The sequence below is a fragment of the Lactobacillus sp. M44 genome (assembly GCF_058130005.1).
Genome location: NZ_CM176707.1, coordinates 375,713 through 397,661 on the forward strand (window position 1 = coordinate 375,713; position 21,949 = coordinate 397,661).

Sequence of the window (21,949 nt, forward strand, 5' to 3'; positions counted from 1 at the left end):
TATGATAAAAATTGAACATCTTAATAAACAATATAAAGAAACTATAGGTTTAAAAGACATCTCTGTTACCTTTCCTAAAAATGAAACTACTGTAATTTTGGGACCATCGGGTGCAGGAAAATCAACTTTACTTAGATCAATTAACTATTTAGAACATCCTGAATCTGGTTTAATCACTATTGATAATGACAGTTTTGACTTTTCAAAAAATTTATCTACTAAACAAGTTCTCACATTACGTAAAAAAACTGCTATGGTCTTTCAAAGTTGGAACTTATTTCCACATTTAACTATCTTAGAAAACATTACTGAAGGACCAATCCATGTCCTAAAACAAAATACCAAAAATGCCAATGAAGAAGCTATGAAACTCTTAAAGTCAGTTGAATTAACAAACACTGCTGATAGATACCCTGATCAATTATCCGGTGGACAGCAGCAACGTATCTCAATTTGTAGAGCAATGGCAATGCATCCAAGCTATTTATTATTTGATGAGCCAACTAGTGCACTAGATCCCGAACTAGAAGCTCAAATATTACGAATAATGAAGAATCTAGCTAATGAAAAAAATTCTTTAATTGTAGTTACTCATAACATGAAATTTGCACAAAAAGTGGCAGATAAGATTGTCTTTTTAGAAAATGGACAAGTAGAATTTACTGGAACTAGTAAAGAATTCTTTAATAATCCAGCCCCTAGAATTAAACAATTTTTAGATGCGATGGAATTTTAATTAAGATCAAAAAGCCTTCAGCTGTCGCAAGCTAAAGGCTATTTTTATACACTTTAATCTTCATTGCTAGTGTCAGCAATTTGAGCAAAGGTATCTTTTAATTCTTTATTCTGAGTTTCACCTACTACAGGATCACCAGCACGACTTTGATCAACTAAAACAATAGGTTGTCCGTTATGAAAGGCAAAAAAGTAAGTTATATAGTTGGGTGTAGGTGGTTCAGTCCCATCATGGTTATAAATTGCAACTACGTTATAATCATAACTTCCTACACCTTTTGGACTCCAGCCTATTGATATATGACTGCCATGCATTAATAATTTATCAAAATCTCTTGGATATGAAGTCCCAGTAGATGTTGGAAGTGACCCGACACCATTATATTTAGTATAATCTTGATCCATTTTTTCACTAAAATCATCCATGTAATCTTTTAGTCGACCATCTTTTGCTTCACTCCACACAGCATTGGCTGCTTTTTTAGAAGTAGCCTGATGGCTAAAATTAATAGAATCTGAATTATCTGAAGATTGATCGTCTGATTGACTAGTTTTATCTTCATGAGAATCTTTTTTATCACCAACTATTTTGACATGCTTTTTATGATCTATAGAAGAAGTTGACTGATTAGCTTGTTGTGCAGATTGATTTTGGCAACCTGTTAGAATCGCTAGGCTTACAATCACTACTGTTAAAACGCTTGTTTTTTTCATACATTCACCATTTAATCTAATTACTTTATTTATTTTAGTATGGTTTTTGATTAAATGCTAGTTAACTTGCAAAAATACCACTTCGATAGAAAAACGAGAGTAAGGTCTTTCTATCAATTTTACTCTCGTTTTTTGATTGAAAGATTAATTTGCTAGATATCTCGTAGTTCTTCCATTACCAATCTTTTTTAAATAGCCTTGCTCGATTAATTTGTTAATCAAATATAAAGTTTTTGTTCTACCAAAATCTGTGCTTTTAGCTATTTCCGCAGTTGATTGTATTTTTTTCTTTACACTATCATAAATAATTTTTGCATCTTTAGATAATCCATCAGTCGAAAGTATTAAAATAGGTAGTACTATCTTAATTGAATTTTCAAAAACATAAAACCGTGGTTTGACCATTTTCTTTCCATATGATGCTTTTATGCGTCTAACACCTGTTCCAAATTGCTCAATTAAACCTAATCTAAAAAATACATTAGCAATAATGGGATTACGTAAAATTGATATTTGTCCTGAAAGATACTCAACTTCACTTAAATTAGCAGGTAATCCCCCAGGTGAAACGATTTCTATTCTATCATTAAACATTGATACCTTTATTTGCGCATTAACATCCCAGGTGCGATGAACTAGTGCATTAGCTAAAGCCTCTCTAAATGCTTCTTCTGGGATTTGTGCTATTGTTTTACGCTTTGATCCCTGTATCTCTTCTCTTTGATAATATTGATGATATTTTTTAAGAGCTTTTTTATATTGTGTTAGAAGTGATACTTTATCATATCTAACACGATCAAGCATAATATTAATATTGTCACCAAAACGTACAATATCAATACCAGAAAAGTCATTAGTATCTGCAAGCATTGCGCCTGCATTAGTGTACCCTTTATCTTTTCGATATAGGTCAAGTGTAATTAATAAATCTTGGGTTAACTTATCAATACCAATAGATTTTTTCAATTCTTTTTCTAAGACTGAAAAAGTTAAGTTTTGATTTGAAGAAATCAAACTATCAAAAGTTCTATTTTCTCCAGCTAATATTAATCGTGATAGTTCTATTGGATCAACTTCTATAGTTGAACTATCATTTCTTTTATAGGCTTTAGATTTGTAAAAATATGGTGGATTATCTCCTTGATCAACAAATAATGTTATTACATTATTACTATCTATACTCAATTTATAATCAGGATTGGGCTTAATTGAATCATTGATTTTATTTTCAATATTTAAACATATCTCTACAGGATTTTTAATACCTACTATATTTCCAGTATCTGTAATACCAAACTTTATCTCACCCGCTCCATAATTAGCAAATGCACTTACTGTTTTTAAGAAACTATTGGTTTCTTTTTCTTTAAATTCAATTGTTTTGTTTTCTCTCATATCTATCACCTTTTCATGATATAAATTGTATCATATTTCGATAGAAAAACGAGAGCAAGGTCTTTCTATCACTTTTACTCTCGTTTTTTGATTGAAAGATTAATAAAAAGCTAACCATAACAGCTAACTTTTATCCTTCGATTATTCTAATTTACAAAATTATACATATGCTTTGCAGTATAGAGATGCTCAATCACATCAGACACTCGATTTAAATTCACATTGCCACCAGAGACTAACGCAACGACATTTTTATTTTCAAGCCATTTTTTATCAATTTTTTTAGCTTCTAATGCAGCAATTGGCAACGCTCCTGCACCTTCAGCAACAATTTTAGTTCTTTCAATTAAATCCCTCATTGCAGTGCAGATTTCATCTTCGCTAACCAAAACAATCTCATCAACTAAATTTTCTACAACTGGGAAAGTCAGATCACCTGGCATTGCGACATCAGTACCATCAGCAATAGTAAAATCTTTATGATGGTAAGTTAATCTACCTTTGTTAACTGAATCTGCCATCCCATGGACATTTTCTGATTGTACGCCAACTATGTGAATACTTGGATTAAATGACTTAAGTGCAGTTGCGATCCCTGAAATTAATCCACCCCCACCAATTGACACAATCACTGTATCAACATACCATAAGTCATCTAAGATCTCTAAACCAATTGTGCCTTGTCCTGCCATTACATATTTATTATTGAAAGGATCAACTATGATTTTTCCTTCTTTTTTGGCTCTTTTTAACATCCAATCATGAGCATCATCAAAAGTTGCACCATGAATATCAACACAAGCTCCATATCCTGCTGTAGCATCTATTTTTACCTGTGGAGCTTCTTTTGGCATGACAACAGTAGTATCAATTCCTAATAACTTGCCACTAAGTGCAACACCTTGGGCATGGTTTCCAGCAGAAGCAGTTATAACGCCACGCTTTTTTTTGCCTTTTGATAAGTGTTGCATGCAATTATTTGCCCCACGGAATTTAAATGATCCTGTCAGCTGCATATTCTCTAATTTTAGATAAACTCTGCCATTAGTAACCTCACGCCCCAAAAATAGTGATTCAATTAGTGGCGTTCTGCGGACATATTTTTTTAACCGATGCCTCGCTTCTTCGATATCAGTAATATTTACAATATTTGCAGTTTTTTGAACGAGTGAATTTGTAGCCATTTTTAATACCCCCGTCAATTCTTATATATCTAACTTGTTATATGGTAATTCCAATGAATCAGCCAATCCTTTATTAGTAATTTTTCCTTGATAAATATTGACCCCACTTGCCAAAGATTTATCTGTTTTAATTGCATCATCTATTCCTTTATCTGCAATTTCTAATAAATATGGTAAGTTTCCTTTAGCTAATGCCATTGTTGCTGTTCGAGGCACTGCGCCAGGTTGATTAGGGACTGCATAGTGGATTATTCCATCTCGTCTAAATATAGGATCATCAATAGTTGTTGGTTTATCAATAGTTTCTACAGTTCCTCCTTGGTCAATTGCCACATCGACTATCACACTGCCTTTTTTCATTGATTTAACCATATATTCTTTAACCAATTTTGGAGGGCGTGACCCTGGAATTAAGATTGTTGAGATAAATAAGTCAGCTGTTTTAATTTCTTTAGCCAAATTTTCTTCATTTGATTCAACAATTCTTACATTTTTGCCAGAATATTGTTTTTCTAGTTTTTTAATTGTTTCAGGTTTTTTTTCAATAATTACTACTGAGCAATTCATCCCAATTGCCAAGTCAGCTGCGGCTTGTGCTGCATTTCCTCCTCCAAAGATTACTACATTACCAGCTGGAACTTCTTTTGTTCTTGGTAATAAAATCCCTTCACCACCATGTTGTGCTTCTAAATAATATGCACCCATAATTACAGAACGTCGTCCTGCTATATGACTCATAGCAGCTAATAACTCTAATTTTCCATCTTTAACAATTGTTTCTGCGCCAATTGCGGTGGCTTTTGCAAGCATCATTGCTTCAACTGCCTCTTTTGCTGAAGCCAAATGTTGAAAGCCCCAGATTATTTGTCCCTGTCTAAAATATTGATACTCTTCAAATCCTGGTTCTTTTACTTTAACAATTAAATCAGCGCCCCATGCATCTTCATGAGAAACAATTTTTGCTCCTGCTTTTTCATAGTCGTCATCCAAAAATCCTGACCCCACACCAGCATTTTTTTCGACTAAAACAGTGTTTCCATGTTCTATCATTTTTTGAATATTATAAGGAGTTGCGGCAACTCTGCCTTCTCCTTCTTTTTGTTCCTTAATTATTCCTATTTTCATAGTCATGAGATTTGCCTCCTCTTCCATTGGATACGCTTACATTACAAACTTAAATATAAACTTGTTATTATCAGTTTTCAATATACATTGAATATAAAAATCTTATATTTTCCAAATCAATCGGATGTCGTAATCTATAATTTTTCAGCATTATTCAATTATTAATTGCAGTAGTGGCTTATATCATAGTGTTTATGCTTGCATTATATTTAATTAGAAATAAAAAACTCTCAAAATCAATTGAGAGTTAATTAATAATGATCCTTGCATGAATAAATAGTGATTGTATTATTGCGATAATCATAAATTAATCTATCTTTACTATCTATTCTTCTAGACCATAATCCAGATAATGTGCTTTTTAAACCTTCTGGTTTGCCCATTCCTTCAAATGGATGTCTGTTTATATCTTTAATAAGTCGATTAATTTTTTTAACTTTCTTTTTATCGCCTTCGTTTTGCCAATATAAATAATCGTCCCATCCTTGATCAGTCCACATTAGTATCATAATATTCCTCATCAATATCTATCAAATCATGCTGGTGAGATTTTCCCTCTGTAACTTGTTTGCGTCCACGATTAATTTTATCCATTAGATATTTATTAGATTGAATATTTATTGTCTCAATTAAAGCATCATATTCATCCTTACTTAATACAACAACATTATCTTCAGGATCCTTATTAGTTATAATCATTGGCACACTGCTTTCATTGACTTCTTTAAAATAATGCTTCAAATTTTTTCTAAAATTACTATAATTTACTGCATCCATTAGCCAATTAATCCTTTCTTTTTATTGTACAATTTATAGTACAATGCTTTTAAAAATAATGCCAAATAAAAAGCTTGTAGCAATTAACAAGCTTTAGTTATCTTACTTAAAATAATGTCCAAGGCTCACTAGGTCTGTCTTGTAGATAACCTTTCTGCCAATTCCATTGAGGATGTTGTTGCATAAACGCTTCAGCGTCAAATGGCTCACCATCTGCTCTACCATAAATGCCCCACATACGCAAATTCTTGATATCATTGCTATCTGCACATTTACCATCACAAGAACCACCTGGGAAGAATGGAACGTTCCATACTCCATGAGGATCATCTGCATAATATTGTGGATCTACATCATAATGAGCACAAATATTTCTTGATGATGCACATTGATAACCAAGGTATGGATCGTATTTATCAGCAAGGATCTTTTTTGCCATATCATCATCTATACTGCCTGATACTTGAGGTAATAACTGCTCCAATCTTGCTCTACGGGCTCCTGTTTGCTGGCGTGTATCATTATAACCATTATCTAAACACTCAAGATTGCGAATACGTGGATTATGACAAGCATTACATCCATAATAGAATCCATCTTTTGTGCGCAATAATTCTTGATGTTTTAACCCTTGTTCAAAACGGGCAATTTCATTCGTATTATTATCACATAATAACCAAATATTTGCATATCCACCATTATTACCTTCATTTACTAACTTGACCCACTCATCAATAGTATCTGCATATTGTGTAGCCTTACGTGCACGAACAAATTCAGGAATACCATTTACATCATAGCCAATAAAACCAGCTATCGTAGTTTCAGTAATACCTAATCCACTATCTGCTACATAAAAATCAGTCATTGAATCAATATAACCTGGAATGGTCTGCATCTTAAATGTGTGTCCCTTAGTTGGTTTTACTAATTCACAAACATTAAAATATTGACCACTCCAAAAGTCATCAAAACTTTCATGTGCAATTACTGGTTTCCCATCTTTAGTTGCAGAGCCTGTTGCGACAAATCCAGTACAGTGAGAACCTTTAGGTCCATTTGGCCCAACTGGAGAATTGTTTGAATAATCTGCTGCAACAGTTGGCCACCAATAACCAGTTAATTCCATCCAGTCATTCCAGCCAATTACATCATCAAGTGTCGTTTCAAATCCACCTGCAGTAAAATCATCTGCCATCCCTTGCATTTCATCTAAATATTCTTGTGGAATTTTATTTTTATGTAGTTTAACAGCTGCATCCACAAAAAATGAATAATCCATACCAAATGTTTCTAATGTCATATGCTTATATACTCGAATAGCATCTTTAAATTCATCTACTAATAGATATCCATGTTGGAAACCAATTTCATATGGATTGCCTTGTACAGTTAAATAATACCAGCCGTTTTTGTCAGTACAATTTGCTTTAGATAGAATTTGTGTTTGTTTCTCAGTTAGTGTCATAATTAGCACCTCCATATTATATAAATAAAGCAATTAAAACAATATATATAACAAGATTTTAATAATATTTGTAATATATATTTTTATATCTACACTTATGAGATTAGTTCTTTTATTAGCATAAAGCAAATGAAATCACTTTTATTTTTCTATGAATAATTTAACGTATTTAGTTGTCCGTTTTGGTGATAGAATTTAATTTAAAACAAAAAATAGCAATAAAAAAACCACTATAACCAGTAATTTAATCATGCTACTAAATTTTTTACTTTTGCGTTAATTTTGCGTTAAAAATTAAATTAAATGAGTTTTACAGCATTTATAAAAAAATAAGAATGCCATAAACTCAACGTTTTTAGCACTCTTAAAACTCAATAAATCTATAAAAATGCTGACTAAAGGATTCGAACCTTCGACCCCATCATTACTAGTGATGTGCTCTGCCAACTGAGCTAAGTCAGCGTGTTAATCACTCAACACAATTAATAATTTAACCACAAAAAATCGTATTTGACAAGTACTTTTTAAAAAATGTATGTGTCAATATTTTTGCAGTAAGCTTTTTTACCTTGTTTTTAAATGCCTCTAAGCAAGCTATCGCCTAGCTTTACTTGCTTCAATCCACGTATTACACCATGTTTTACTCCTAGATGTGCTTCATGCACTGTCTTTTTCAATACTTTTCTAATACTTGCATTTAATTCTTTTACTTCTATTTTCTCTACTGGCTTTAATTCTATCCAGTAATCAAAATCTTTATTTTTTAGGGCAGCTATTATCGTACACATGCTTTGTGCACCTTCTTTAGTCCAGTATCTGCTTCATTCACTAGCATGCTCTCTTGCTGTATCTAAATACATCATGGCTTCGTCATAGTCATAGTCATATTTAGACCAGATTGATCTAATTAGTTTTCGCTAATTTCTCCTAAAAATCCAATTCGATTTTTAATCTTTTGGTTGACATGGAAGCTATCCAAAAAGTATTCATGTAAATAATTTGTACTAAACATTTCTTCAAAGGCTTGCTTATTGTATCCAGCTCCACCATATCCATTACTGATAATAATGGTGTGTTTTAAATCATAAGTATTATGTAGATACACTTGTAGTTGAAATTGAGCATTTTTACGATTTAGTGAAACAAAGTCTTTACTATTAATTCGTTCTTTACGTGTTTTACTTGTCTTTTTAGTGCCTTCACAGACCTGATAGCGATGCATTTCAATCCAATGTCCATCTTGACCTTTAACCCAGAAAGCATTACCTTCTACATGCAAAACATCTATTTTCTTTAAGTTTTCAACTACTTTAAAATCTTCTGCTTTAGAAATTTAGCTAAATCAGTTACAATAGAATCCATAAGAGACCAAGCTTTCTATTTAATTTAGTTATGTCAACTAATAGATTACTTGGTCTTTTTGTTTTTATCTAATCCTACCGCAAAATAATTACACTTACTAAAAAAATAGTGTCTTTTATTAGGAAATGCACTAAAATAGTACTATAATTTATAATTTGTATATAGAAAAGAGGGTGATTCATAAGTGACAATATCACAAATATCTTCATTTCCGATGCAATTAGACTGGCTAATGAGAATAATTGTAGCTGCATTATGTGGTGGTGCCATTGGATATGAACGTGCTGTACAAAGAAAAAGTGCAGGTGTTAAAACTCATATTGTTGTAGCTGTCGCAGCTGCATTATTTATGATCGTTTCAAAGTATGGGTTCACTGATATTTTGGATTTACATGATGTTTCACTAGACCCATCAAGAATAGCGGCGCAAGTTGTTACAGGTATTTCATTTATTGGCGCTGGTACAATTTTAGTTCGTCGTGAGCAAATTTCTGGTTTAACAACAGCTGCTGGCGTATGGGCAACAGCTGCAATTGGAATGGCAGTAGGTGCTGGAATGTATATAATAGGAACGGCATCAACAATCTTTGTTTTTATCATTCAAACTTTATTCCATGATGACACTTTAACTAATAAAATTATTCGTCACGTTCGATTTAATGTTCAAATTAAGGCAAGTAACACTCCGAATATTGTTCCAATAATTAAAAAGGCATTATCTGAAAATGGTGTTGAAGCTATATCATTAAAAATTCTTGATGTAGATGATAATCATATTGTTATAAATGCAGATGGAACAATTCAAAATAAATTAGATGAGAATTCTATTATTATGTCACTGCGCACAAATAAAGATATAAAGCGTGTAACATACAGTCGCGATGTTAAATAATTTTAAATTTGGGTACTTTAAGTGCCCCTTTTTTTATATAAAAATATTGTAAAATATAGATAACTAGATTAGAAAGGACTGATGATTATGGCTGGCACTCTTGATTATGTTAGATGGCGTGGTGATTTGCGATTCAAACATAATAAATTTAACAGTATTGATGGTGCTATTTTTGCAACTTTAGCATATTTTCCACTTGATTTTTCTACAGTAGGTCACACTATAGGTGAAACAATTAAAAAAATTAACAATACTGACTACTATAAAACCTTAACGTCTAAATACCAAACCGAATTACAATTACTATTGCAGAGTCCCCGTTTTGCAAAATCAGAAATTCTTGATGTACAAAATGTAACCAAAAAAGAACCTCTATTGCAATTTGCAGCTTTCACTGCGCGCATTAACAAACACACAATTATTGTATCTTACCGTGGTACTGATCATTCAATGATCGGAATTAATGAGGACGCCACTATGTCTTATACTAATGAAATTTATGGTCAAACAGTGGCTGCTGAATACTTAGAAAGAATCGCAAAGATTTTTCCAAAAGATAGAATTCATGTTGTAGGTCATTCTAAAGGTGGCAACTATGCAATTTATGCTATTGCTAATGTCACACCAGGCGTTCAACACAGAATTATTAATGCTACAAGTTATGATGGGCCTGGATATACCAAGCAAGTTTATAATGCACCTGGTTTTAAAAAGATGCTGTCAAAGATGAAAACTTATATTCCTGAAAGTTCGATCTATGGTACAATGTTAGACCATCCAGAGCGTACCATTGTTGTCAAAAGCACCTATCCAATGAGTGAACAACATGATCCTAGACATTGGAGTGTTAGTCGGACTAGTTTTGTATTAGCTCCTGGATTAAGTATTGCATCTAGAGCATTGCGGCATTCTTTCATTCATTTTAATAAATCAATTCCACCAAAAGCACGTGGTAAAATGTGGTCTGCACTTTTTTCAGCACTAGAAGATCAAAATATTACTAACATAACTCAGCTCACACATAATAAATTAATTGGAACACTTCAATTAAGTCGAGCATACTTAACATTATCACCAAAATTGCGTGAAATCGCTAATCATGCTATAAATGATATTTTAAAAGCAACTGGTGATCAAATTAATATTCCTTTTATAGATACCGAAGCTAAAAAATATCCTTTAAGCAACGATTCCAATAAAGCACCTATCTTTTTTGAATACTATGCAGCTGAAGATTAAAAAACAAATAAATAGAACTAGATATATTTTAAAATCTAGTTCTATTTTTATTTCCTGGGAAATATTGTAATTATACAGCTACTGGTGCTTTAATTGCAGGAGCTGGATCATAGTTAATTACTTTAATATCAGACATTTTATACTCATTAATAGAATCTGCTTTATTCAACACTAATTCAGGAGCTGGCTTAACTGATCTATTTAACATTGTTTTAACTTGTTCAATATGGTTTAAATAAATATGCGCATCACCTAAAGTATGGACGAATTCTCCTACCTCTAGATTAGTTTGCTGAGCAATAATATGGGTTAACAATGCATAACTTGCAATATTAAAAGGTACCCCTAAAAACAAATCTGCACTTCTTTGATATAATTGACAGCTTAATTTACCATCATTTACATAAAATTGAAACATAGTATGACATGGAGGAAGTGCCATAGTATCTACTTCTGCTGGATTCCATGCTGATACAATCAATCTTCTTGAATCAGGATGCATTTTTATTTGATCAATAACATTTTGAATTTGATCAATTTGTTTACCATCTGCCCCCTGCCAATGACGCCACTGTGCCCCATATACATTACCTAAGGTTCCATATTTTCTTGCAAATTCATTATTATTTAAAACTAATTCACAAAACTTGTTTTTTTCTTTTAAATATACTTTTTTAAATTCTGGATCTTTTAACCATCTGTGTCCAAAATCTGTCATATCAGGTCCTTGATATTCAGAACTTTCAACCCAATTTTTAAAAGCCCACTCATCCCAAATATGATTATTGTGTTCTAATAAATAGCGAATATTAGTATCACCTCTCAAAAACCACAATAATTCACTTTTTATTAATCCAAATGGAACTTTTTTAGTTGTCAATAACGGAAATCCATCTTGTAGATCAAATCTCATTTGATAACCAAAAATAGACTTTGTACCAGTATTAGTTCGATCAGTCTTCTCATGTCCTTTAGTTAATACTTTTTCAACTAATGTTAAATATTCTTGTTCATTGTGATTTTCAACCATAAATTTCTCCAAAATAAACTCATACAAAATATATTTAATAATTAAACTACCATGATTATTTTTTATTGCAAGTAAAAAATTTACATTAAACTAAACATGAACTATAAGTCTTTTTTTATTGTTCACACAATCTTACAATAAAAGTAGATAGAAGGAATTTTTATGGAAGGATTATTTGAATACCTGCGCTGGCGTGGAGACATAACTTTTAAGCATGATCCTTATAATAATGTTGATGGGGCTATTTTTTCACGTCTTGTATATTTCCCATTTGATGGATCAGAAATTGGACATAACCTTGGAGAATCTTTCAATATCATGATCAACCAAAAAGGTGCACCAGTAATGGGAGACTACAATGTATATTTTGCTAAACTTTTAAGATTAAGTCCTCGCTTTGCCAAGTCAACTGTTTTAGATGTAGAGCAGATGACTAAAAGTGACCCTGCTCTACAATTTGCAGCAATTACAATGCGCATTAATAAAAATTCTATCGTTGTCTCATATCGTGGTACTGACAGTTCAATCATTGGTGCAAGTGAAGATTCAACGATGTCTTATAAAGATGTAATTCAGGGACAAAAAGTTGCAACTGCATATTTAACTAAAATTGCTAATAAATTTCCTAAGGATAAAATTTATGTACTTGGACATTCTAAAGGTGGCAATTATGCTGTATATGCTGCAGCGAATGTTAAAAACGCAATTCAAGATAGAATTATAAGTGCAATCAATTTTGATGGCCCTGGTTACACCGAATTAGTCTATAATGCTGAAGGATTTCAGCGTATTATGCCAAAACTTAGGACATATATTCCTGAAAGCTCACTATTTGGTATTATGTTAGATCATCCTGAAAGAACAATTATTATTAAAAGTTCATTTCCTATTTGGGCTCAACATGATCCTATACGCTGGAGCGTGGCGAGAACTAGTTTTGTTTTAGCAAAAGGTTTATCAAAAACAGCAAGAACTATTCGTCATGCTTTAATTCAGTTTATTGATTCTACAAAGCCCCAAGAGCGTAGCCAAATGTTAACATCATTATTTGCAGCTTTTGAAGAACAAAATATTACTGATATAAATCAGTTTAGCGAACATAAGATAATGAGCGCCCTACATCTGAGTCGTGCTTATCTTTCAATGCCCTCAAAAGAGCGTGATGTTGCAAATCAAATAGTCAAAGATTTATTAGCTAGCACAAAGAAAAACTTATCCTTTAGAAACAATGATACTTATAAATTAAGTAATGATTCAAAAAAAGCACCAATCTTTTTTGAAAACTATTCATTGACTCAATAAAATTTATTTTGCTTTTCTTATTTCAACTCTTTTCAATATTATAAACTTCACTAAAAAAGTCTTAAACTACTGTAAATAAACATTTTTATCTCCAATAATTATTCAATGATAATAATTAAAAAGAGGCATTAAAGTGAATAAAGTAAAACATAAATTTCTAATTGATAGTAGTATATTTGCAATACTATTTATATTACTTGCAATATCTATCAAAGCTAATGCTACATGTATTATTAATATAGATTCTGGCATTCAACATTTATTAACACCCAGTGTTACACAATTTAAGACACATTGGTTAACTACTATTGCTTATTTTGCAGATCCAACAACTGACGTTATATTGACAGTTATTGTTGCGTTAGTAGTTTGGTTTACACATCATCGCTTTGTTGCTTTTTGGGTCTTATGGGTTCAATTAAGTGGTGATGCAATTGCATTTTTATGTAAAAATATTATCCAACGGGTTCGTCCCACTGATCAATTAAGTTTAGAAACAGGCTTCAGTTTCCCCAGTGGTCATATTTTTTGTACTACACTTTTAATGTGTATTTTAGTTTATTTATTAGCTCCAAAAATAAAAACTAATACAGGTAAAATAATTCTCATCTTATTTGCTGCTATCTGGGTTATTTTAATTGCCTATTCAAGAGTTTATTTGCGTGATCATTATCTTACAGATGTCATCGGCAGTTTATTACTTGCAGGGTTTTGGTGGGAGTTGATGCAATATGTTTATTTAAAAATTCCACTGTCACAAAAAAATAGTTGATATCAAATAAGACATCAACTATTTATATATAGTAGATCTATAATATTTATGATTAATAAAATATTTTAGTCTATATATTATTTATAAAGCACCCATCCTACTTTGGCATCTCAATTTCATGAGTTGCACTCAACTTACGCCACCAATATGCACTCTTTTTTGGATAACGCTTTTGTGTATCAAAGTCCACATAAAACAATCCATAACGCTTATTATAGCCATTTGACCAAGAAAACACATCCATCAACGACCATACAAAGTATCCTTTAACATTTACACCATCTTCAATCGCATGAGCTACTGCATCTAAATATTGTGCAAGATACTTAATTCTTGGTGTATCATCAACTTCGCCACAAATAAAGTCATCTTTATAACCCATACCATTTTCAGTGATATAAATTGCCTTATAGTTAGGATAATCACGCTTAATACGCATTAACATATCATATAGGCCTTTAGGATAAATAAACCAATCCCAATCCGTTCTTGGTACATCAACATCATACATAACTTCACCTACACCATGCAATCTAAAGACAGATGTGCCTTTAGCGCCAGTACCATTATGGTGAATATCATTTGGACCATCATATGCTTTAATAAATGAACTTTGATATTGATTGATCCCCAAGTAGTCAAGCATTGGAGCTGCTTTTTTCATTACTTCAAAATCACTGTCGGGAATATCTATTTCAGCATTATTAGCCTTTAAAATATCTTGTATCATTTGCCAAGTATCTGGTTGATATTCGCCTAAAAATCCAGCATCTAAGACAAATTTATTAGTCAAAGCATCCATCATCTTAGCAGCTTTTTGATCATCAGGGTTATCTTTGCGATAAGGATAGCGAGTTTCAAGTGATTGAATAATACCTAATTGACCTTTAAAATGACCTTCTTTAAACGCAATCAAAGCCTTTGCATGAGCATACATCATATTATGAAGTGATTGGACTAATTTACCATAATCAAATCTAATGCCTGGGGGAAAGGCACCAGTTAAATACTGACCTTGTGATACTGGCCAAACTTCATTAAATGTAAACCAGTAATCAACATCATTTTCAAATTCTTTAAAACAAAACTTTGCATATCTAACAAAAGCATCAATTGTATGTCTGTTTAAAAAGTCACCTTTGTTAAATAAAGCTGCAGGCGTATCAAAGTGGTGTAAGGTAACAAATGGAATCACATGATTTTCTTTGCATGAGGCAAACAACTTGTGATAAAATTCAACACCTTTTTCATTTGGCTTTTCATCATCTCCATTAGGGAAAATTCTTGACCAAGCAATTGATACTCTAATTGCATCAACACCAAATTCATGACTTAACTTTAAGTCTTGTGGATATTGATGATAGAAATCACTTGCAGGCTCTGCTTGGAAACGTCCTTGTTTTTTTAACCAGGCATCCCAAGCAACTTCTCCTTTACCATCTTCATGAGTTGCTCCTTCTGCTTGATAAGCAGCAGTAGCGCCTCCTAAGATAAAACTCTTTGGTAATTTGCGCATTTTATTTACCTTCCTTATCTTTTAGCTGACTGATGATATATTTCAATGCTTCTGGGGCATTTCTAGTCATGTCGATATATTGTTTGCCAGTTGTTGTAATCATCACTGCATCATCATGATCCGCTTCTTTTTGAAGCTCATCTTTCATACTTTCCATTTGTGGAGCTAGTACAACCGCATCCATTCCTTTTAATAATTGTGAGTGATTACCATATGCTGTGGCCGCAGCTTCTAGTGGTAAATCTTTATCTTTAGCTAATTTATTTAAAGCTTTAGCTAAGATTCCACTGGTTCCACCTCCTGCACACAATACTAAAACATTTAATTTCTTACCATCTTTAGTTTTGCTTAAATCATAATCTAAGCCATTATCATTAGTAGAATCCTGAGAAGCTTTTGTAGATGTTTCATGTGAAACTTCACCAGCAGCCTCTTCTGATTTTTCTGTTTCTAATTTATCAATAATATATTTCAATGCTTCTGGGGCATTTCTAGTCATACCGATATATTGTTTGCCAGTTGTTGTAATCATCACTGCATCATCATGATCCGCTTCTTTTTGAAGCTCATCTTTCATACTTTCCATTTGTGGAGCTAGTACAACTGCATCCATTCCTTTTAATAATTGTGAGTGATTACCATATGCTGTGGCCGCAGCTTCTAGTGGTAAATCTTTATCTTTAGCTAATTTATTTAAAGCTTTAGCTAAGATTCCACTGGTTCCACCTCCTGCACACAATACTAAAACATTTAATTTCTTACCATCTTTAGTTTTGCTTAGATCATATCCTAGATCTTTGTTTAATTCTCTAGCCTCTTGTTTTTCTAATTTAGCTTCTGCTTTGGGTGATTCTACTGTCTCATTAGTGCCTTCAGCAGCTAATTTTTCAGCATCTTCTTGGTCTTCTTTTTGCTCTTCTTGTGCTAATAACATAGTGTCATATGCTTTGAAGAATGGATAGTAAATTACAAAGTCAATTGCCAAAATTACTATTGCAAAAATCAATGCCATGATTGAAAATCCAGTACCTAAGAATATGTATAAAGGTCCTGGAGTCGTCCATGGTAAGTTGTACATGAAACTATTCATATGGAATACATCAACACAGAACTTGAATAACCAAACATTAACAATTGGTGTAACAATAAATGGAATAAAGAATGTAGGGTTCAAAATAATTGGAGCACCAAATAAAATAGGCTCATTAACTCCGAACGTTACAGGAATAAAACTGGCTCGACCAACTGCTTTGACCTGTTTTGATTTAGCCATAAATGCAAACATATATGCTAGCACCAAAGTTGCACCAGTACCACCCATAGTTGCAACACCTTGTTGTAAACCATAAGTCAAGACCTTGGTTGCTTGATGTCCTGCTTGGAATAAGTGTAAGTTAGCTTCAGCGTTTGCTAAATAAATAGCTACAACAGCAGGTTCCACAATAGATGGTCCTTGAATACCAACGAACCAGAAAAATGCCATCAATCCATAAATAATTGCCAGTCCTGCATAACCATCTGCCGCAGTGAAGATTGGAGATAATACTCTAATAATCCAATCAGCTAAGTTAGTACCAGTTAAAGCTCTAAATCCAATATCTAATAACCAAAATAATGTTAGTGAAAATCCAAATGGAAAGATATTTTGGAAAGCTTCTGAGATGTTTTGTGGTACTACATCAGGTAATTTAATAGTGATGTGGTTTTTAAAACAGAAGTAGTAAATATTAGGAACAATAAAGGCTACTAAGAATGCAGAAATTAATCCTTTAGATCCTAAAAATCCTGCAAATAAAGTAAAACCCATCTTTAAGTTAACTGGATCTGCAACCATCAACAAAAAAGCTATTTGTGCAGAATACATTACAGCAGTTTCAGGAATTTGGTTAGTTTTTGGTAATTCCAAATTCAAGATTCCTGTTAATGCTTTAGCAACAGTTCCTGCAGCAATGAAGGCTAAAATCCCCATTGAATAGTTATAGGCTTTAACTAATGCAGTTTCTACTCCAGCTGGCCAGTGATAACCCCAGATATTTGGGACATAAGCTACCAGCATAAAAATACTTGAAAAGATAATGATTGGCATCAATGAAATGAACCCATCTCTGATTGAACGCAAATATTTATTTTGTGCAATCTTTCTAAAGGCAGGTTGTAATTTCTCGATGCGCTTTACTAGCCCATCCATTTTATTTTTCTCCTAATTTTGCTTCTAATTCGTTAATATGTTTATACATGTCAATGAAATATTCCACTTGATCTTTTAACATCATGGTTGTCATTAAAGTATCTTGACCATGAACCATGATAAAAGTAACATCCATATCTTGACCATCTGCTTCTTGGCTGAGCAATTTAGTTTGTTCATTATGTGCCTCAACAATTGATTCATTAGCTTCTTTAACTAAATTTTCTGCTTCAGCATATTCTCCAGCTTTAGCTTTTTTTATTGCCTTTAATAATGCTGTCTTTGCATCCCCTGCATATGCGACAATTGCAAAACCTGTCATTGATATTTCTTCTTTAGTAGCCATAATAATTCCTCCTACAATAATCTTTGAATATGTATTGTTAAATATAATTGTTCACTTAAAGATAATTCGATATTCAATCGATCCTTTATCAATTGCTTGATAAATTGGGTTATCTTAAACGCTTTAGGATACTCTATCTTTAAGTCATTAGTGATCTTATTTGATACTGTTAAATCATCTTGCTTTGAATCTACTATTCTTTCCGCAAAATATTTAATATGTATCATCAATCGATCATAATAAGAAGCATTTTCTTTAGTCCGATAAATGCCATTGCGCTCCAACTCTTCTTGCATCAATTTTTCAAGTTGCTTATCTAAACCCAACTTAATATTTTGTTGGGCTTGTACATCAAATGCATTAATAAAATGTAATGCAATTGATTTAACTTCATCTAAGGGTAATTCAATTCCTAGCTTGTCTTTTAGTATTTGCACTGCATCAGTAGCAATTGCATAAGGTACAGGGTAGCTATCATGTAAGTCTGGAATATAATTTACTTGCTTGTCTCCGTTTAATAAGCGTTGATATGATGCAAATAAGTGATCAGTTAAAGTAACATAAATATATCTTTGAACTGGATAATTATAATCTTTAACTGCATGATCAATAATTTCATAAGTGGTAGTAACAAAGTCAATTGGGATATCCTTTAATAAATTAGAAAAGTCTTCTATTGATTCTGTTGTTCTCAATTCAAATAACTTATCTATTTGATCCTTAGATATTAAATCTCCTTTTTTCTTATTGAAGATCAAGCCTTTTCCCATTGCGATCGCTTGTTCATTATTTTCATTTTTGACAAGCGCAACATTATTATTGAGAACTTGAATAATTCGATACAAGATTTTCACCTCTTTCTCACTGAATAAAAAAACTGCGAACAACTACACTACTTCCATACATATCTATAAGAAATAGTTAGCAATTCGCAGTTTTGCCTAATTCAATAGTAACAATCCACTTAATGTTTTATTGACATTTTTAGCTTAGCATACGCTTACATAAATGTAAACACTTTCTTTTACAATTATTATTTATTTTTTTCCATTACAATTCGACCTGGAGCATGATGTGTTGCAAGTAACTTCATTCCTTCAATAACTCCTGATAAATTAAGTGGCAATACTTTAAAAACCTTTACTTGTAGATCATTATTAGCCACCATCTGTACTAATTTAGTTAATGCAGTTTTTGTATAACTTGCCTTTAGCGGCATTATTTCTTTAAATGCGATATTCTTGCCTTTTAAATCACCGCTATCACCAACAGAAGCAGCTCGTCCGCCATTTTTTACAACACTGCCAATTAATGCACTATCTGCTCCATTTAATGCAAGATTAATTGCAACATCAACCTTATCTTTATATTTTTCATTAATATTTTCAGTATCATAATAAGCTACTTCATCTAAATTTAAACTCTTTAAGTATTCAGCGTTTTTTGAAGATCCAACTCCAATTACATATGCACCTAATTTTTTAGCAAGCTGAGCTGCAATCGACCCAACTCCACCAGTAGCACCATTAATTAATACCTTGTCATGTGGCTTGATTGATGTAAAAACATTTACTGCATTATAAGCAGTGATTCCAGGAGTTACTAGAGTTACAGCAGCCTCATTTGATATATTATCAGGCTTTTTAGTTAATTTAGCTTCAATCATGCGTACCTTATCTGCATAAGTATGGCTAGCAGAAGCTACTACAACATCTCCAATTTTAATATTTTTTACACCGTTGCCTATTTCAATTACCCTCCCTACAACATCTTTGCCAGGAACAATTGGTAATTTACCACCAAAAGCACCTGTACTTTGAATCAAATCAAAGTTGTTCATCCCTACAGCAAGTGTTTCAACAATAACTTGATTATCTTTTTCAATTTGTGGTTCATCAATATCTAATTCTTCAAAAATTGCAGGTTTACCAAATTCTTTATATCCATATGCTTTCATAATTTGCCCTCACATTCTTAAATTAGTATCACTGACTTCATTATATATCCAAAAATAAAAACCCCTCTATCATTTGATAAAGAGATTTCATACTTATTCTTCATTATGTGCATAATCCAGATTAGAAAATCTGTTGTATGGTTTAGAAAACATTAACTTCACAGTTCCACGGCTACCAGAACGGTTCTTTTCAATAATTACTTCAACTTCACCATTGTCATCTTCTGCACCAACTTCACTATCATCGCCATCATCATTTTCATCACGATAATAATCTTCGCGATATAAAAATGCGACAATATCAGCATCTTGTTCAATAGATCCAGATTCACGAATATCTGATAATACTGGCCTTTTATCTTGTCTTTGTTCAACTGATCTTGATAACTGTGAAAGTGCAATAACTGGTACATGCAATTCTTTAGCTAGTTTTTTTAGTTGTCTAGATATTGCAGAAACTTCTTGCTGGCGGGATTCACCACGAGGGCCTTCGATTAACTGCAAATAATCAATTACGATTAGCCCTAAATTTCCTGTTTCTTTTGCCAGTCTTCTAGCCTTTGATCTGATCTCATTCATTTTAATGCCAGGAGTATCATCAATATAAATTGATGCTTCGGCAAGAGATCCAGAAGCCATAATCAACTTATGCCAATCCTCTGAATCTAATTGTCCTGTCCGCAATTTCTGTGAATCAATTAATCCTTCAGAAGCTAGCATTCTTTGAACTAACTGTTCACCACTCATTTCTAGTGAAAATACAGCGACTGTTTTATCAGTATGTAAGCCAACATTTTGTGCTACATTCATTGCAAATGAAGTCTTACCCACACCAGGTCTTGCAGCGATAATAATTAACTCATCATCGTGCAACCCAGTTGTCATCTTATCCAATAAAACAAAACCGGTAGGTAATCCTGTTACTGAATTACCATCTTCTGGAATAGCATTTATGTCATCAACTGCAGTGTTAACAATATCTTTAATTGACCTAAATCCAGTTGTATTATTTTGAGATGAAACATTTAATATTTCGCTTTCAGCATCATCTAAGATATCAGTTACATCATCTGAGCCTTGGATTGCATTCTGAATGATCTTTTGACTAGCAGAAATAAGACGCCTTAATAGCGCCTTACGATGTACAATTTGTGCATAATAACTAACATGGGCAGATGTTGGAGTTGCAACTGCTAATTCTGATACATATGCAATTCCACCAATATCTTCTAATTGATTGTTTTTTGATAATTGAGCTTGCAATGTTACTGGATCAATTGCATCCCCGCGATCAGATAAGTCCACCATCGCTTGGAATACCAGTCTATTAGCTCGTTCATAAAAATCATCTGGTTCAACAATACTTGTAGCTTCCGCAATTGCTTCTGGATCTATAAAAACAGCTCCCAAAACAGCTTTTTCTGCTTCTGCATCATGAGGTATTTGCGTTGCAACAACATTATCCATTTAATTATCACACCTTATTAATTTTGCTCAGTAATATGAACTCTAATTTTTGCTTCTACACCTTTAAATAATTTAACAGGTACATTAGTATATCCTAATGATTTAATGGGTTCTGGTAAGTTTAATTTGCGCTTATCGATCTTTATACCATATTGCTTGTCTAGTCCTTCAACAATTTTTTTGCTTGAAATAGAACCAAATAATCTAGAATCAGTCCCTGCTTTTGATTGAAACTTAACTACAGTTTCATCTTTTTCTAAAAGCTCTTTTACCTTTTCAGCTTCAGCTTTTTCTGCTTCATAAGCATCGTGTTCTGCTTTTTGAATTCTTTGCAAGTTATGCATATTTGAATCTGTTGCAGGTTTAGCATAACCGTTTTTAATTAAATAATTTTGCGCATAACCTGTTGGGACTTCTTTAACATCCCCACGCTTACCACGACCGTGAACATCTTTAATAAAAATAACTTTCATAATTATT

General features: G+C 32.5%; 22 protein-coding genes, 1 tRNA gene and 1 pseudogene. 5 read left to right on the forward strand and 19 right to left on the reverse strand.

The window, feature by feature from the left end:
- The first annotated feature begins 1 nt into the window (after nucleotide 1).
- Nucleotides 2-736, forward strand: a complete 735-nt coding sequence (locus tag AC38BG_RS01900) for an amino acid ABC transporter ATP-binding protein (RefSeq protein ID WP_489937485.1) — start codon at nucleotides 2-4, stop codon at nucleotides 734-736.
- A gap of 53 nt (nucleotides 737-789) precedes the next feature.
- Here the strand turns inward: AC38BG_RS01900 and AC38BG_RS01905 are convergent, their stop codons facing one another.
- The 10 genes from AC38BG_RS01905 to AC38BG_RS01950 form a co-directional block, all read right to left on the reverse strand.
- Entirely contained in the window at nucleotides 790-1,449 is a 660-nt protein-coding gene (locus tag AC38BG_RS01905) for a DUF4767 domain-containing protein (RefSeq protein WP_489937486.1), read from the reverse strand.
- A gap of 144 nt (nucleotides 1,450-1,593) precedes the next feature.
- A complete protein-coding gene (locus AC38BG_RS01910; RefSeq protein WP_489937487.1) occupies nucleotides 1,594-2,844 on the reverse strand; it encodes an RNA-binding domain-containing protein in 1,251 nt (416 codons plus the stop codon).
- A gap of 146 nt (nucleotides 2,845-2,990) precedes the next feature.
- On the reverse strand, nucleotides 2,991-4,028 hold the full coding sequence (gene tdcB, locus AC38BG_RS01915; RefSeq protein ID WP_489937488.1) for a bifunctional threonine ammonia-lyase/L-serine ammonia-lyase TdcB: 1,038 nt from the start codon (nucleotides 4,026-4,028) through the stop codon (nucleotides 2,991-2,993).
- A gap of 21 nt (nucleotides 4,029-4,049) precedes the next feature.
- Nucleotides 4,050-5,153 carry an alanine dehydrogenase gene (locus AC38BG_RS01920; protein WP_489937822.1) on the reverse strand — a complete coding sequence of 368 codons (1,104 nt, stop codon included), beginning with the start codon at nucleotides 5,151-5,153 and terminating at the stop codon, nucleotides 4,050-4,052.
- 251 nt (nucleotides 5,154-5,404) lie between these two features.
- Nucleotides 5,405-5,662, reverse strand: coding sequence for a Txe/YoeB family addiction module toxin (locus AC38BG_RS01925; protein WP_489937489.1), 258 nt, complete (start codon nucleotides 5,660-5,662; stop codon nucleotides 5,405-5,407).
- Nucleotides 5,643-5,930 (reverse strand): type II toxin-antitoxin system Phd/YefM family antitoxin, encoded by a 288-nt coding sequence (locus AC38BG_RS01930; RefSeq protein WP_489937490.1) that lies wholly within the window; start codon nucleotides 5,928-5,930, stop codon nucleotides 5,643-5,645. Before AC38BG_RS01930 ends, AC38BG_RS01925 begins: the two co-directional genes overlap by 20 nt.
- Before the next feature lie 106 nt (nucleotides 5,931-6,036).
- Complete coding sequence (locus AC38BG_RS01935; RefSeq protein ID WP_489937491.1) at nucleotides 6,037-7,398, reverse strand: C45 family autoproteolytic acyltransferase/hydrolase; 1,362 nt, start codon at nucleotides 7,396-7,398, stop codon at nucleotides 6,037-6,039.
- Between the two features lie 389 nt (nucleotides 7,399-7,787).
- Nucleotides 7,788-7,860 (reverse strand) — tRNA-Thr (locus tag AC38BG_RS01940).
- Between the two features lie 113 nt (nucleotides 7,861-7,973).
- Nucleotides 7,974-8,186, reverse strand: a complete 213-nt coding sequence (locus AC38BG_RS01945; protein WP_489937492.1) for a hypothetical protein — start codon at nucleotides 8,184-8,186, stop codon at nucleotides 7,974-7,976.
- A gap of 119 nt (nucleotides 8,187-8,305) precedes the next feature.
- On the reverse strand, nucleotides 8,306-8,731 hold the full coding sequence (locus tag AC38BG_RS01950) for a UPF0236 family transposase-like protein (protein WP_489937823.1): 426 nt from the start codon (nucleotides 8,729-8,731) through the stop codon (nucleotides 8,306-8,308).
- Nucleotides 8,732-8,950: 219 nt separating this feature from the next.
- Here AC38BG_RS01950 and AC38BG_RS01955 point away from each other — a divergent pair, with 219 nt between their 5' ends.
- A complete protein-coding gene (locus AC38BG_RS01955) occupies nucleotides 8,951-9,652 on the forward strand; it encodes an MgtC/SapB family protein (protein ID WP_489937824.1) in 702 nt (233 codons plus the stop codon).
- Between the two features lie 87 nt (nucleotides 9,653-9,739).
- Nucleotides 9,740-10,891, forward strand: a complete 1,152-nt coding sequence (locus AC38BG_RS01960) for an Mbeg1-like protein (protein WP_489937493.1) — start codon at nucleotides 9,740-9,742, stop codon at nucleotides 10,889-10,891.
- A 70-nt stretch (nucleotides 10,892-10,961) separates the two neighbouring features.
- On the opposite strand, the gene AC38BG_RS01965 is transcribed toward AC38BG_RS01960, so the two are convergent.
- Nucleotides 10,962-11,921: a thymidylate synthase gene (locus tag AC38BG_RS01965; protein ID WP_489937494.1), complete on the reverse strand. Its 960-nt coding sequence runs from the start codon at nucleotides 11,919-11,921 to the stop codon at nucleotides 10,962-10,964.
- A gap of 162 nt (nucleotides 11,922-12,083) precedes the next feature.
- Between AC38BG_RS01965 and AC38BG_RS01970 the strand changes: the two genes are divergently transcribed.
- Both AC38BG_RS01970 and AC38BG_RS01975 read left to right on the forward strand, forming a co-directional pair.
- A complete protein-coding gene (locus tag AC38BG_RS01970; protein WP_489937495.1) occupies nucleotides 12,084-13,223 on the forward strand; it encodes an Mbeg1-like protein in 1,140 nt (379 codons plus the stop codon).
- A gap of 133 nt (nucleotides 13,224-13,356) precedes the next feature.
- Nucleotides 13,357-13,995, forward strand: a complete 639-nt coding sequence (locus AC38BG_RS01975) for a phosphatase PAP2 family protein (protein WP_489937496.1) — start codon at nucleotides 13,357-13,359, stop codon at nucleotides 13,993-13,995.
- 97 nt (nucleotides 13,996-14,092) lie between these two features.
- On the opposite strand, the gene lacG is transcribed toward AC38BG_RS01975, so the two are convergent.
- From lacG to rplI, 8 genes and pseudogenes are all read right to left on the reverse strand, one after another.
- Nucleotides 14,093-15,511: a 6-phospho-beta-galactosidase gene (gene lacG / locus AC38BG_RS01980; protein ID WP_489937497.1), complete on the reverse strand. Its 1,419-nt coding sequence runs from the start codon at nucleotides 15,509-15,511 to the stop codon at nucleotides 14,093-14,095.
- A gap of 1 nt (nucleotide 15,512) precedes the next feature.
- Nucleotides 15,513-15,986: a PTS sugar transporter subunit IIB gene (locus AC38BG_RS01985; protein ID WP_489937825.1), complete on the reverse strand. Its 474-nt coding sequence runs from the start codon at nucleotides 15,984-15,986 to the stop codon at nucleotides 15,513-15,515.
- Nucleotides 15,963-17,699, reverse strand: a pseudogene (locus tag AC38BG_RS01990) (PTS transporter subunit EIIC); the annotation flags it as partial. The pseudogene AC38BG_RS01990 and the gene AC38BG_RS01985, both read right to left, overlap by 24 nt.
- A gap of 1 nt (nucleotide 17,700) precedes the next feature.
- On the reverse strand, nucleotides 17,701-18,045 hold the full coding sequence (locus AC38BG_RS01995) for a PTS lactose/cellobiose transporter subunit IIA (RefSeq protein WP_489937498.1): 345 nt from the start codon (nucleotides 18,043-18,045) through the stop codon (nucleotides 17,701-17,703).
- 11 nt (nucleotides 18,046-18,056) lie between these two features.
- Nucleotides 18,057-18,899 carry a PRD domain-containing protein gene (locus tag AC38BG_RS02000; RefSeq protein WP_489937499.1) on the reverse strand — a complete coding sequence of 281 codons (843 nt, stop codon included), beginning with the start codon at nucleotides 18,897-18,899 and terminating at the stop codon, nucleotides 18,057-18,059.
- A 179-nt stretch (nucleotides 18,900-19,078) separates the two neighbouring features.
- Nucleotides 19,079-20,002 carry an NADP-dependent oxidoreductase gene (locus tag AC38BG_RS02005; protein ID WP_489937500.1) on the reverse strand — a complete coding sequence of 308 codons (924 nt, stop codon included), beginning with the start codon at nucleotides 20,000-20,002 and terminating at the stop codon, nucleotides 19,079-19,081.
- Between the two features lie 93 nt (nucleotides 20,003-20,095).
- Nucleotides 20,096-21,469, reverse strand: a complete 1,374-nt coding sequence (dnaB, locus tag AC38BG_RS02010; RefSeq protein ID WP_489937501.1) for a replicative DNA helicase — start codon at nucleotides 21,467-21,469, stop codon at nucleotides 20,096-20,098.
- A gap of 17 nt (nucleotides 21,470-21,486) precedes the next feature.
- The gene (gene rplI, locus AC38BG_RS02015) at nucleotides 21,487-21,942 is read right to left on the reverse strand and encodes a 50S ribosomal protein L9 (protein WP_489937502.1); all 456 of its coding nucleotides are present in this window, start codon (nucleotides 21,940-21,942) and stop codon (nucleotides 21,487-21,489) included.
- Nucleotides 21,943-21,949: the final 7 nt, after the last annotated feature.

Bases quoted from the DNA above. Each gene is read 5' to 3' on its own strand.
- AC38BG_RS01925 (WP_489937489.1), bottom strand. From the start codon at position 5,662: ATGATACTAATGTGGACTGATCAAGGATGGGACGATTATTTATATTGG.
- AC38BG_RS01970 (WP_489937495.1), top strand. From the start codon at position 12,084: ATGGAAGGATTATTTGAATACCTGCGCTGGCGTGGAGACATAACTTTT.
- AC38BG_RS01910 (WP_489937487.1), bottom strand. From the start codon at position 2,844: ATGAGAGAAAACAAAACAATTGAATTTAAAGAAAAAGAAACCAATAGT.
- AC38BG_RS01930 (WP_489937490.1), bottom strand. From the start codon at position 5,930: ATGGATGCAGTAAATTATAGTAATTTTAGAAAAAATTTGAAGCATTAT.
- tdcB (WP_489937488.1), bottom strand. From the start codon at position 4,028: ATGGCTACAAATTCACTCGTTCAAAAAACTGCAAATATTGTAAATATT.
- AC38BG_RS02005 (WP_489937500.1), bottom strand. From the start codon at position 20,002: ATGAAAGCATATGGATATAAAGAATTTGGTAAACCTGCAATTTTTGAA.
- AC38BG_RS01965 (WP_489937494.1), bottom strand. From the start codon at position 11,921: ATGGTTGAAAATCACAATGAACAAGAATATTTAACATTAGTTGAAAAA.
- lacG (WP_489937497.1), bottom strand. From the start codon at position 15,511: ATGCGCAAATTACCAAAGAGTTTTATCTTAGGAGGCGCTACTGCTGCT.
- AC38BG_RS01960 (WP_489937493.1), top strand. From the start codon at position 9,740: ATGGCTGGCACTCTTGATTATGTTAGATGGCGTGGTGATTTGCGATTC.
- AC38BG_RS01905 (WP_489937486.1), bottom strand. From the start codon at position 1,449: ATGAAAAAAACAAGCGTTTTAACAGTAGTGATTGTAAGCCTAGCGATT.
- AC38BG_RS01900 (WP_489937485.1), top strand. From the start codon at position 2: ATGATAAAAATTGAACATCTTAATAAACAATATAAAGAAACTATAGGT.
- dnaB (WP_489937501.1), bottom strand. From the start codon at position 21,469: ATGGATAATGTTGTTGCAACGCAAATACCTCATGATGCAGAAGCAGAA.
- AC38BG_RS01935 (WP_489937491.1), bottom strand. From the start codon at position 7,398: ATGACACTAACTGAGAAACAAACACAAATTCTATCTAAAGCAAATTGT.
- AC38BG_RS01945 (WP_489937492.1), bottom strand. From the start codon at position 8,186: ATGTGTACGATAATAGCTGCCCTAAAAAATAAAGATTTTGATTACTGG.
- AC38BG_RS01995 (WP_489937498.1), bottom strand. From the start codon at position 18,045: ATGGCTACTAAAGAAGAAATATCAATGACAGGTTTTGCAATTGTCGCA.
- rplI (WP_489937502.1), bottom strand. From the start codon at position 21,942: ATGAAAGTTATTTTTATTAAAGATGTTCACGGTCGTGGTAAGCGTGGG.
- AC38BG_RS01920 (WP_489937822.1), bottom strand. From the start codon at position 5,153: ATGAAAATAGGAATAATTAAGGAACAAAAAGAAGGAGAAGGCAGAGTT.